This window comes from Dickeya dadantii NCPPB 898, from assembly GCF_000406145.1.
Taxonomy (GTDB): domain Bacteria; phylum Pseudomonadota; class Gammaproteobacteria; order Enterobacterales; family Enterobacteriaceae; genus Dickeya; species Dickeya dadantii.
Genome location: NZ_CM001976.1, coordinates 3,789,747 through 3,802,082, shown reverse-complemented (window position 1 = coordinate 3,802,082; position 12,336 = coordinate 3,789,747). Strand labels below are relative to the sequence as shown.

At 58.8% G+C, this 12,336-nt stretch carries 8 protein-coding genes; 6 read left to right on the top strand and 2 right to left on the bottom strand.

All coding sequences use genetic code 11. The features are described 5' to 3' along the window. Positions 1-4: 4 nt before the first annotated feature. Positions 5-1,594: a galactarate dehydratase gene (gene garD / locus DDA898_RS17120; protein ID WP_013319263.1), complete on the bottom strand. Its 1,590-nt coding sequence runs from the start codon at positions 1,592-1,594 to the stop codon at positions 5-7. Positions 1,595-2,151: 557 nt separating this feature from the next. Here garD and DDA898_RS17110 point away from each other — a divergent pair. The 6 genes from DDA898_RS17110 to DDA898_RS17085 all read left to right on the top strand — a co-directional run bounded on the left by DDA898_RS17110 (position 2,152) and on the right by DDA898_RS17085 (position 9,455). After that, positions 2,152-3,504, top strand: a complete 1,353-nt coding sequence (locus tag DDA898_RS17110) for an MFS transporter (RefSeq protein ID WP_013319260.1) — start codon at positions 2,152-2,154, stop codon at positions 3,502-3,504. 20 nt (positions 3,505-3,524) lie between these two features. Next, entirely contained in the window at positions 3,525-4,886 is a 1,362-nt protein-coding gene (locus tag DDA898_RS17105) for an enolase C-terminal domain-like protein (RefSeq protein WP_038911839.1), read from the top strand. 15 nt (positions 4,887-4,901) lie between these two features. Beyond that, positions 4,902-6,242, top strand: coding sequence for a glucarate dehydratase (gene gudD, locus DDA898_RS17100; RefSeq protein ID WP_038911838.1), 1,341 nt, complete (start codon positions 4,902-4,904; stop codon positions 6,240-6,242). A gap of 69 nt (positions 6,243-6,311) precedes the next feature. Continuing rightward, positions 6,312-7,082: a 2-dehydro-3-deoxyglucarate aldolase gene (gene garL, locus DDA898_RS17095; RefSeq protein ID WP_013319257.1), complete on the top strand. Its 771-nt coding sequence runs from the start codon at positions 6,312-6,314 to the stop codon at positions 7,080-7,082. Between the two features lie 68 nt (positions 7,083-7,150). Then, positions 7,151-8,041, top strand: coding sequence for a 2-hydroxy-3-oxopropionate reductase (garR, locus tag DDA898_RS17090; RefSeq protein WP_171849882.1), 891 nt, complete (start codon positions 7,151-7,153; stop codon positions 8,039-8,041). A 271-nt stretch (positions 8,042-8,312) separates the two neighbouring features. Continuing rightward, entirely contained in the window at positions 8,313-9,455 is a 1,143-nt protein-coding gene (locus DDA898_RS17085; protein ID WP_038901947.1) for a glycerate kinase, read from the top strand. Positions 9,456-9,561: 106 nt separating this feature from the next. On the opposite strand, the gene barA is transcribed toward DDA898_RS17085, so the two are convergent. After that, on the bottom strand, positions 9,562-12,327 hold the full coding sequence (gene barA, locus DDA898_RS17080; protein WP_038911837.1) for a two-component sensor histidine kinase BarA: 2,766 nt from the start codon (positions 12,325-12,327) through the stop codon (positions 9,562-9,564). Between the last annotated feature and the right edge of the window lie 9 nt (positions 12,328-12,336).

The following is a 12,336-nucleotide window of genomic DNA, read 5'->3' as shown; positions in this document are numbered from 1 at the left end:
CGTATCAGGTAACCGGCGCCGGGTTGAATACCGACAGGGCGTTGTGCAGGCCCCATTGATCGGACCAGGTTTTTTTCCTGCCGCTGGCGATATCCAGAATAAAACGGAATAACTGCCAGCCCACATCCTCAATGGTGGCTTCGCCGGTGGCAATGGTGCCGGCGTTGATATCCATCAAGTCATGCCAGCGTTCCGCCAGCGCCGTGCGGGTCGCCATCTTGATAACCGGCACGGCTTTCAGCCCGTAAGGGGTGCCGCGTCCGGTGGTGAAGACCTGCACCGTGATGCCGGAAGCCAGTTGCTGCGTGCCGCACACAAAGTCGCTGGCCGGCGTGGCCGCGTAAATCAGACCGCGCCTGGTCGGGCGCTGACCCGGCGACAGCACTTCGACAATCGCGCTGGTGCCGGATTTGGCGATAGACCCCAGCGCTTTTTCCACCACGTTGGCCAGGCCACCCTTCTTGTTGCCGGGAGACGGGTTGGCGCTGCGGTCGGTCTTGCCGCTGTCCAGATAATCGTCATACCAGGCCATCTCTTCCAGCAGGCGTTTACCCACTTCTTCATTGATGGCGCGTGGCGTGAGCAGATGGATGGCGTCACGGACTTCGGTGACTTCGGAAAACATCACCGTGGCGCCGCAACGTACCAACAAGTCGGAGGCGAATCCCACCGCCGGGTTGGCGGTCACGCCGGAAAAGGCATCGCTGCCGCCGCACTGCATGCCGACCACCAGTTCGGAAGCCGGCACCGTTTCGCGCTTACGGCGGTTGAGCTGTTGCAGATGCTTATCCGCCATGGTCAGGATATCGTCCACCATCGATTTGAAACCGACATGATGTTCATCCTGCAGCCGCACGATACTGGTGTCGTCCAGTGAGATGGCCTGCACATCCGGCGTGCCCTGCAACAGGCGTTCCGGCTGGAGTTTTTCGCAACCCAGCCCGACCACCAGCACCTCGCCGCCGAAGTTCGGGTTCAGCGCCAGGTTATGGATGGTGCGAATCGGCACTACCGCGGCCGGGGCATTGATCGCCACACCGCAGCCGTACAAATGGTTCAGCGCCACCACGCCATCCACGTTGGGGTAACGGGGCAGCAGGTCGCGTTCGATCAGCGTGACGACGTAATCCACCACGCCGGCGACGCAATGGACGCTGGTGGTAATGCCGAGCAGGTTTTTGGTGCCGACGCTGCCGTCCGGATTACGGTAGCCTTCAAAGGTATAACCTTCCAGCGGTGGCAGTGCAGGTGGAACCCGAGTCGCCAGCGGCAGTGTTTCCAGCGCCGGGGCGTTGGGCAATTCCACCAACGACTCATCGATCCAACTGCCGCGGGCGATGTCCCTGAGGGCGTAGCCGATGATTTCGCCGTAACGGACGATGGACGCGCCGAGGGCGATATCGCTTAATGCGACCTTGTGACCCTGCGGTACGTGTTCTTTCAGTTCCAGGCCGCAGTTGAATCGGGTGCCGGCTTTCAGGCCGTTATTGTTGACGACAATGGCAACATTGTCAGACTCATGGACCTTGATATAAAGCGGCCGCTCACTGGCCACACCCTTTGTTATGTTATCTGACATGATGTTAACCTTCATATGTTTATAACGCTGGTTAAAGTTATAACGCGCGGTTTATTTTCGCTGCTACTGCTAATAATGACTTTGCTCGGCACCAGTATAGGTGAGCTTTCTGCCAACAGGCATTATGCAATTGACCGACATCCTGATGCACTGTGCTTAATTTCTCTGGCGAAGAAACAATAGGCAGTGAGACTTGTCACATTATTCCGTTCCCCGCGTTTTTCCTTCCTTATCGGCACCACCATGCTCTGCGACCAGAACGACAAAAAACGGCGTTTTCGTGAAATGACTCCCAATCCGTTGGGCGATTGCAATGATCCGTGTTGGTGATGGCGGTAATTGTTGGGCGCTTGTCCAGTGAGGCTGCCAAAGTCGCCCTTTATAATTCTCTCCAGAAGTCGAAGAGGTCTCGTGGTTTATTTTTGCTGTTCTGTTTGTTCCTTTGCTCAGGTTTCAAACTATTACCGACTCTTGATTTCATTCTGGTAACCCAACCCTACATTGTGTTGTTATACATTGTGTTGTTATTCGGAATGAATGAGCTAACCGCTATCTGAAAGTAGGAGTTCATCATGAATACCGTCAGCACAGCAGCAGGCGTATTACAAAAGAAAACCAACGCCCGTTACTGGATTGTCGTGATGCTGTTTATTGTCACGTCATTCAACTATGGCGACCGCGCCACGATCTCCATCGCCGGTTCCGCCATGTCCAAAGAGATTGGTCTTGATGCCGTGGGCATGGGCTATATCTTCTCCGCGTTTTCCTGGGCTTATGTCATCGGCCAAATCCCCGGCGGCTGGCTGCTTGACCGCTTCGGTTCCAAACGAGTCTATTTCTGGAGTATTTTCACCTGGTCGCTGTTTACCCTGTTACAAGGGTTCGTGGATCTGTTCCACGGTTCAGCCATCGTGATTTCGCTGTTTATGCTGCGCTTTATGGTCGGGTTGTGCGAATCCCCGTCCTTCCCTGGTAACAGCCGCATTGTAGCGGCCTGGTTCCCGGCGCAGGAGCGCGGTACCGCCGTCGCTATCTTTAACTCCGCCCAGTATTTCGCCACCGTTATCTTCGCTCCCATCATGGGCTGGCTGACGCACGAAGTGGGTTGGGCGCACGTATTCTGGTTCATGGGCGGTCTTGGCATCGTTATCAGTTTCCTGTGGCTGAAAGTGATTCACGACCCGAAAGATCACCCCAGCGTGAACAAGGCGGAACTGGAGTACATCGAAGCGGGCGGCGCGCTGGTCAACATGGATGTGTCGGCGACGAAAAAAGAGGTCGCCCGCGGCGAGAAGTGGCATCAGATTAAACAATTACTGACTTCCCGCATGATGATGGGCGTCTATCTTGGTCAATACTGCATCAACGCGCTGACCTACTTCTTTATTACCTGGTTCCCGGTGTATCTGGTTCAGGCGCGCGGTATGTCGATTCTGAAAGCCGGTTTTGTGGCGTCGATCCCGGCCATTTGCGGATTCGTGGGCGGCGTGCTGGGCGGCGTGATTTCCGATTACCTGATGCGTCGCACCCAATCACTTACCGTTGCCCGTAAGACGCCGATTGTGCTGGGTATGTTGCTCTCCATGTCGATGGTGGTTTGTAACTACGTCACCACGGAATGGGTGGTGATTGCGGTGATGGCGGCGGCGTTCTTCGGCAAAGGCATCGGCGCGCTGGGCTGGGCGGTGATGGCGGATACGGCGCCGAAAGAAATCAGCGGCCTGAGCGGCGGCCTGTTCAACATGTTCGGCAACATCTCCGGCATTGTGACTCCGATTGCCATCGGCTACATCGTCGGCAGCACCGGTTCGTTCAACGGCGGCCTGATCTACGTCGGTATCCATGCGCTGGTGGCGATTCTGAGCTTCCTGTTCATCGTGCAGGATATCAAGCGCATCGAATTGAAACCCTACAAACCCCAATGATGTAGGGTAAGGATGAGACTATGAGCAGTACGCAAGACACCCCTGTCATTACCGACATGAAAGTCATCCCCGTCGCGGGCTATGACAGCATGTTGCTCAATATTGGCGGCGCGCACGGGGCGTATTTCACCCGTAACATCGTGATTCTGACAGACAACGCCGGGCACACCGGCGTAGGCGAAGCGCCGGGCGGCGAGGTGATTTACAACACGCTGACGGCGGCAATCCCACTGGTGGTGGGCGCGCAGGTGGCGCGCATGAACCATCTGGTGCATCAGGTTCACAAAGGCAACCAGTCTTCGGATTTCGACTCGTTCGGCAACGGCGCCTGGACGTTCGAATTGCGGGTCAACGCTGTCGCCGCACTGGAAGCCGCCCTGCTGGATCTGCTGGGTCAGCACCTGAATGTGCCGGTGGCTGAATTGTTGGGGCCGGGCAAGCAGCGCGACGACGTGACGGTGCTTGGTTACCTGTTCTATATCGGCGATCGCACCAAAACCGATCTGCCTTATCTTGAAGGCGAGCAGGGTAAGCATCCGTGGTATCACCTGCGTCATCAGAAGGCGATGGACAGCGCATCGGTGGTGCGGCTGGCGGAAGCGGCGGCCGATCGCTACGGCTTCAAAGACTTCAAGCTGAAAGGCGGCGTGCTGCCGGGCGAGCTGGAAATCGACGCCGTCAAGGCGCTGAAAAAGCGTTTTCCGGATGCTCGCATCACGGTGGACCCGAACGGCGCCTGGCTGCTGGATGAAGCGATTGGCTTGTGCAAGGGCCTGAACGGTGTGCTGACTTACGCCGAAGATCCGTGCGGCGCCGAGCAGGGTTTCTCCGGCCGCGAGGTGATGGCGGAATTCCGTCGCGCCACCGGTTTGCCGGTCGCCACCAACATGATCGCCACCAACTGGCGTGAGATGAACCACGCCGTGATGTTGCAGTCGGTGGATATTCCGCTGGCGGACCCGCATTTCTGGACCATGCATGGCGCGGTGCGAGTGGCGCAGCTGTGCGACGAGTGGGGGTTGACCTGGGGTTGCCACTCCAATAACCACTTCGACATTTCGCTGGCGATGTTCACCCACGTAGGCGCCGCGGCGCCCGGTAAGCCGACGGCGATCGACACCCACTGGATTTGGCAGGAAGGCCAGCATCTGACCAAAGAACCGCTGCAGATTGTGAACGGCAAAATCAAGGTGCCGGAGCGACCGGGGCTGGGTATCGAACTGGATATGGAACAGGTGATGAAAGCCCATGAGCTGCACAAAAAACTGCCGAGCGGCGCGCGTAATGACGCGGCGGCCATGCAGTACCTGATCCCCGGCTGGAAGTTTGATCGCAAACGCCCGGTATTCGGACGTGAGTTACCTAAGAATTCAACGTTTTAACAGAAGGAAACTATCATGACGTCGCAAAGTTCCACCCCGGTTATTACCAGTATGCAGGTGATCCCTGTCGCCGGGCACGACAGCATGTTGCTAAACCTCAGCGGGGCTCACGCGCCGTACTTCACCCGCAATATCGTGATCCTCAAAGACAACGCGGGCCATACCGGTGTGGGTGAAATTCCCGGCGGCGAGAAGATCCGCCAGACGTTGGAAGACGCCGCCGCGCTGGTGGTGGGTAAAACGCTGGGCGAATACAAAAACGTGATGACCGCGGTGCGCAACCAGTTCGCCGACCGCGACTCCTCCGGCCGCGGCCTGCAAACCTTCGACCTGCGCACCACCATTCACGTGGTAACCGGCATTGAAGCCGCGATGCTGGACCTGCTGGGGCAGTTCCTGAACGTACCGGTGGCGGCGTTGCTGGGCGACGGTCAACAGCGTGACGCGGTGGAGATGCTGGGCTATCTGTTCTACATCGGCGATCGCAACAAGACCGACCTGCCGTACCAGAGCCAGCCGAATGAAAAATGCGACTGGTATCGCCTGCGCCACGAAGAGGCGCTGACGCCGGAAACGGTGGTGCGTCTGGCGGAAGCGGCGTATGAAAAATACGGCTTCAACGATTTCAAACTGAAAGGCGGCGTGCTGGCCGGCAGCGAAGAAGCGGAAGCGGTGACCGCGCTGGCCAAACATTTCCCGCAGGCGCGCATCACGCTGGACCCGAACGGCGCCTGGTCGCTGGAGGAAGCGATTCGCCTCGGCAAACAACTGCGCGGCGTGCTGGCTTACGCCGAGGACCCGTGCGGCGCCGAACAGGGCTTCTCCGGCCGTGAAGTGATGGCGGAATTCCGCCGCGCCACCGGGTTGCCCACCGCCACCAACATGATCGCCACCGACTGGCGTCAGATGGGGCACACCATTTCCCTGCAATCAGTGGATATCCCGCTGGCGGACCCGCATTTCTGGACCATGCAAGGGTCGGTGCGCGTGGCGCAGATGTGCCATGAGTGGGGCTTGACCTGGGGTTCGCACTCCAACAACCATTTTGATATTTCACTGGCGATGTTCACCCACGTGGCTGCCGCCGCGCCGGGCCGCATCACCGCCATTGATACCCACTGGATCTGGCAGGAAGGTAATCAGCGTTTGACCAAAGAACCGTTACAAATCGTCGGCGGTATGGTCGAAGTGCCGAAGAAACCGGGTCTGGGCGTCGAACTGGATATGGATCAGGTAATGAAAGCTCATGAGCTGTATAAAAACATGGGGTTGGGCGCGCGTAACGACGCCGTCGGCATGCAGTACCTGGTTCCCAAATGGACGTTTGATAATAAACGCCCCTGTCTGGTTCGTTAACCCATCGTTGTTCGTTAATTAAGACGCGCCGCCCATCCGGGGCGGCGAGGTAAAGAGTAAGGACAAAACATGAAGACGCCACTATTGCCTAACCAATTTCGCCAGGATTTACAGCAGGGGAAAACCCTGATCGGTTGCTGGTGCGCACTGGGTAATCCGATTTCCACCGAGGTATTGGGGCTGGCGGGGTTTGACTGGCTGGTACTGGACGGCGAGCACGCGCCGAACGACATCAACACCTTTATTCCGCAACTGATGGCGCTGAAAGGCAGCCACAGCGCGCCGGTGGTGCGTCCGCCCTGTAATGAGCCGGTAATCATCAAGCGTTTGCTGGATATCGGCTTCTACAACTTCCTGATCCCGTTTGTGGAAAGCGAAGAGGAGGCCGTCCGCGCCGTGGCGTCGACCCGTTATCCGCCGGCCGGTATTCGCGGCGTGTCTGTTGGACATCGCAGCAACGCTTACGGCACCGAACCGAACTACTTCGCCACCATTAACGACAACATCACCGTGCTGGTGCAGATCGAAACGCAGGAAGGGGTGGACAACCTGGACGCGATCGCCGCGGTGGACGGCGTTGACGGCATTTTCGTCGGCCCGGGCGACCTGTCGGCCGCGCTGGGGTATCTGGGGCAGCCCAATCATCCGGAAGTGCAGAAAGTGATTCGCCACATCTTTGAACGCGCCGCCGCCCACGGCAAGCCGAGCGGCATTCTGGCGCCGGTGGAAGCGGATGCCCGCCGTTATCTGGAATGGGGCGCGCGTTTTGTGGCGGTGGGCAGCGATCTGGGCGTGTTCCGCGGCGCCACGCAGGCGCTGTGCGACAAATTCAAAAAGTAACTTGGATTAATCAGGGCCGCATCGGCCGTAAACATATCTGACCATGTCACTGAATGGACAACGAGGTTATCGCAATGAAAATTGGTTTTATTGGACTGGGTATCATGGGCAAACCGATGAGCAAAAACCTGATCAAAGCGGGTTACTCATTGGTCGTGCTGGACAGAAACAGCGCGGCGGTCGCCGAAGTTGTCGCGGCGGGCGCCACTTCGGCTGAAACGCCGAAAGCGGTCGCTGAGCAGAGCGATATCGTGATTACCATGCTGCCGAACTCGCCTCATGTAAAAGAGGTGGTGTTGGGTGAGAACGGCGTGATCGAGGGCGCGCGCAAAGGCGCGGTGGTGATCGACATGAGTTCTATCGCCCCGCTGGCCAGCCGTGAAATTGCCGCGGCGCTGGCGGAAAAAGGCGTCGTTATGCTGGATGCGCCGGTCAGCGGCGGCGAGCCAAAAGCGATCGACGGTACGCTGTCGGTGATGGTCGGCGGCGACAAAGCGGTGTTCGACAGCAGCTATGAGGTGATGAAGGCGATGGCCGGTTCGGTGGTGCACACCGGCGATATCGGCGCGGGCAACGTCACCAAGCTGGCGAATCAGGTCATCGTGGCGCTGAATATCGCCGCCATGTCGGAAGCGCTGGTGCTGGCGACCAAAGCCGGCGTGAATCCGGACCTGGTGTATCAGGCGATTCGCGGCGGTCTGGCAGGTAGCACCGTGCTGGATGCCAAGGCGCCGATGGTGATGGACCGCAACTTTAAGCCCGGTTTCCGTATCGATCTGCATATCAAGGATCTGGCTAACGCGCTGGATACGTCTCACGGCGTCGGGGCGCAGTTGCCGCTGACCGCCGCGGTGATGGAAATGATGCAGGCGCTGAAGGCCGACGATCTGGGCAGCGCCGACCACAGCGCGCTGGCTCGTTATTACGAGAAACTGGCGAAAGTGGAAGTTACTCGGTAGTTGACGGGGCGGCGCCGGCACAAGGCGCGGGGCCGCCCGGTTAACGGAACATTTTTGACTTGCGCCGGTTCCTGGTTGTGTCCCGCAATTGTGCGTGACAGCGGCTGGCGGTCAAATCGCAGCGAGAGCGGACGCGAACCGCGTAGTTTGGCAAGCCAGACACGCGCCGCGTCAGGCGGGACACTGTGACTTGGCCCTGGTTCTACGTCGGCGACGCGAATAATTGCGGGACACAGCCTACAGCGCGGGTAGTTGATGACGCGAGTCGTTTATGAAAATAGTTATCGCACCGGATTCTTACAAAGAGAGCTTATCCGCCCAGGAAGTGGCGACGCAGATTGAGGCCGGCTTTCGGGAGGTGTTCCCCGACGCCAGCTACGTAAAACTGCCGGTCGCCGATGGGGGGGAGGGAACCGTGGAGGCCATGGTGGCGGCAACCCGCGGAAAAATCGTCAAGGTGAACGTCACCGGTCCGCTGGGCGATGATACCGACGCTTTTTTCGGGCTGTCAGGGGATGAAAAAACGGCGTTCATCGAGATGGCGGCCGCCAGCGGACTGGAACGGGTGCCGCCGCACCTGCGTAATCCGCTGCTGACCACCAGCTATGGCACCGGCGAGCTGATTCGCTGCGCGCTCGATCACGGCGTTCGCCACTGTATTATCGGCATCGGCGGCAGCGCCACCAACGATGGCGGCGCTGGGATGGTGCAGGCATTGGGCGCGCAGTTGCTGGACGACGCGAAGCAGCCGATCGGGTTTGGCGGCGCTGAGCTGGCGCGACTAGCGCACATTGATACTCGCTCGCTGGACCCGCGTATCCGGCAGTGCCGGTTTGAGGTGGCCTGCGATGTCACCAATCCGCTGACCGGCAAACAGGGCGCGTCGGCGGTGTTCGGGCCGCAGAAAGGCGCCACCAAGGCGATGGTGGAACAGTTGGATCAGGCATTACGGCACTATGCGGAAGTGATCCGCCACGATCTGGACATCGACGTGGAGCCGGTGCCGGGCGCAGGCGCCGCCGGCGGCATGGGCGCGGCGTTGCTGGCGTTTTGCGGCGCGGAATTGCGTCGCGGCATCGAGATTGTCACCGAAGCGTTAGGGCTGGATGAACTGGTCAGGGATGCGTCGCTGGTGATCACCGGCGAAGGCCGTATCGACAGTCAGACTATTCACGGCAAGGTGCCGATTGGCGTCGCTTCTGTGGCTAAACGCTACCACAAACCGGTGATCGGCATTGCCGGCAGCCTGACGGCCGACGTGGGCGTGGTGCACGATCATGGGCTGGATGCGGTATTCAGCGTGCTTTACAACATCTGTTCGCTGGAGGAAGCGCTGGATAACGCCGCCGACAATGTACGGATGACCGCACGCAATATTGCCGCCACCATCAAACTGGCGCAGGCGATTTCCTGAGCTCGTCGCTGGCCGTCGCCGCGACGGCTGACCAACCGGCAGGCGCTGCCTTTGCGTGCATCCGCCTGCCTGATGGCATTCTGTTTTTAAATCGCCGGCCGGCGTTTCAGGCTGAGGCTTCCAGCCGTTTGCGCGCCGCTTTTTCCACATTCGCCATTTCGTCCATCAACTCCAGCCATTCGGGTTCCAGTTCATCAACCGACATGCCTTTGCGCAGCGCCTGTTCGAGGCAGTGGCAGATCTGCTTGAGCCGCGGTACGCCGCTATAGCTGCAACTACCGTGCAGTTTGTGGATGATGTCGACTAGATTGTCCGGTGGGGTCCCCACCAGCACCGCGTCCACCTGCTGACGCACATCCGGCAGAAAATCCAGCAACATGACCAGCAGGTCGCGCGCCAGATCCGGTTTGCTGGCAGCCTGTCGCAACGCCAGGTCCCAGTCCAGCGACAGCGGCGACTGTGCCGTGACCGCCGGCGGCGGCAGCGCGGGCGGTTCGCTTAGTGTTTTACAGGCATGGCGCAGCAGCGTCTGGCGCAGCATCTGTTCGTCGATGGGTTTGGACAGATAATCATCCATACCCGATTGCAGCAGCACTTCGCGCTCGCCGCTCATGGTGTGCGCGGTTACCGCCACGATCGGCGTATGCGTATGCTGCGACAGTTGGCGGATATGCTCGCTGGCCTGCAGGCCGTCCATGCCGGGCATCTGTATGTCCATCAGAATGATATCCAGATGGGTGCCCTGCGCGCGGGCGATGGCGTCGGCGCCGCTTTCGCACAGAATGATGTTCTCCACCTGTTCTTCCAGCAGCGCGCCGATCAGCTTCAGGTTGGCCGGGTTGTCGTCCACCGCCATGACGCTGAGCGGCAAACGGCTGAACGACATGGTGGGCGGCGGTAGCGCGAGTTCGTTGCTGTCCTGACTAAACAGGCTGTTATCCTGCAGCATCGCCAACAGCCGCGGCGCCGTAATCGGCTTGCTCAGGCTGGCGTGGATGCCGAACGATTTCAGCTGTTCCGCTTCCATTTCCGCCATGCTCGGCAGCGCCAGAATCACGCAGGATGCCAGACGGCAGAAGTCACGAATCAGCGGTGTGAAATCCAGCAGCGTATTGCGGTAGTGGATCGGTACGCCGATCAGCAGGATGTCGAAGGTGCGTTCCGGCAACTGTTCCAGCGTCGGGCTGTAGCTGACGGTCAGCGGCGTATGCACCAGAATATCCAGCGTTGCCTGAGCCGCCGCCGGGTTGGCTTCCACGTAGGCCAGATGTTTGCCCTGTAAACGATCAAAGTGATAATCGGGTTCCAGCACGTGCGGGTTCAACTGTAGGTTGACGGTACACCAGAAGGTGGTGCCCTGATTCGGTTTGCTGTGGAAACTGATATCGCCGCCCATTTCCCGTACCAGTCGTTGGGTAATCACTAGCCCCAGGCCGGTGCCGCCGTGCTGGCGTGAAATACTGGTGTCTGCCTGACGGAACGCCTGAAACAGCTGGGTCTGCTGCGCTTCGGCAATACCGATGCCGGTATCCTTGATCTGGATTTCCAGCAGCACCTGCACACTCTCCTGCCTGCGCTTTTCGATGCGGATATCAATGTTGCCCTGTTCGGTAAACTTGATGGCGTTGCCCAGCAGATTGGTGATGATTTGCTGCAAACGCAGCGGATCGCCGACGAACTGTTCCGGCACGTCATGCTGGATGTTCAGCGTCAGTTCCAGCCCTTTCTCATGAGCGGTATGCGCCAGCAGCATAATCACTTCATCCAGCGTGTTGTGCAGCGAGAACGGGATGTTCTCCAGCACCAGTTTTCCGGCTTCCAGCTTGGAGAAGTCCAGCACGTCATTGATGATATTGAGCAGATTGTTGGCGGAGCGCTCGATGGTTTGCAGGTAATCCTTCTGGGTCGACGTCAGTTGGGTTTTCAGCGTCTGGCGGGTAAAACCGATAACGCCGTTAAGCGGCGTGCGCAGTTCGTGGGACATGTTGGCCAGGAACTCGGATTTGATGCGCGCCGCTTCCTGAGCCCGCTTTTTGGCCAGATCCAGCTCAACGTTCTGGATCTCCATCTGTTCCAGCGTTTCGCGCAGGTCATAGGTGGCCTGATCGATATTTTGCTGCATCTCCTCGTGATAGGCGGTGAGCGACATCGCCATCGAGTTGATGCCGTTTTTCAGCATGTCCAGCTCGCCCAGCATGTGGCCTTCCACCCGGCTGTCCAACTGGCCGCGACGGATACGATCCACCGTTTCCACCATGTTGCGGATGGGAATGGTCACATCGCGCATCAATCGATAAGCCAGCAGCATCGCCACGCCCATGCAGAACAGCAACAGCATCGCGGCCATGAACATCTCCCGGTATTGCTGCAACCGGATGGTGTTCAAATCCAACTCGACCGCCACATAACCCATCGGCGCCTGCCGGCTGATAATCGTACCCGCGGAGACTTCGCCCTCGTTTTCGATAGGCATCTGCAACACCAGGCACTCTTCTTCGTTTTGCAGCCGCAGAGTGGTCGGCAACGGGTTGCCGGACGGCACCTGTAACAACTGGCCGTGTGGATTGTTGGGGTTGCTGGTGACAATCAGCTGGTTGCGGGCGTCGAATACGCTGATGGTGCGCACAATGCCGGAGTGATGACGATGCAGCATATTGACCAGTTGCCGCAGCGATTCCGGCTGACGTTGGGTCAAGGCATAGGCGCTGTTGACCGCCAGCGGTTGAATGATACTGGCGCCGGCGTCGGCCAACTGTTCCTGCAACTGGTTATAGCGGTGGATGACGAAAAAACTACTGAGCAGCAGCCCGATAAGCATGGTCGGGGCCAGAATCAGTATCATCATACGTGCGCGCAGACTGTATTTGGTCATGAGGTTCCA

Excerpts from the sequence above, each read along its gene's own strand:
- DDA898_RS17105 (WP_038911839.1), top strand. The coding sequence starts at position 3,525 with ATGAGCAGTACGCAAGACACCCCTGTCATTACCGACATGAAAGTCATC.
- gudD (WP_038911838.1), top strand. The coding sequence starts at position 4,902 with ATGACGTCGCAAAGTTCCACCCCGGTTATTACCAGTATGCAGGTGATC.
- garL (WP_013319257.1), top strand. The coding sequence starts at position 6,312 with ATGAAGACGCCACTATTGCCTAACCAATTTCGCCAGGATTTACAGCAG.
- garD (WP_013319263.1), bottom strand. The coding sequence starts at position 1,594 with ATGAAGGTTAACATCATGTCAGATAACATAACAAAGGGTGTGGCCAGT.
- DDA898_RS17085 (WP_038901947.1), top strand. The coding sequence starts at position 8,313 with ATGAAAATAGTTATCGCACCGGATTCTTACAAAGAGAGCTTATCCGCC.
- DDA898_RS17110 (WP_013319260.1), top strand. The coding sequence starts at position 2,152 with ATGAATACCGTCAGCACAGCAGCAGGCGTATTACAAAAGAAAACCAAC.
- barA (WP_038911837.1), bottom strand. The coding sequence starts at position 12,327 with ATGACCAAATACAGTCTGCGCGCACGTATGATGATACTGATTCTGGCC.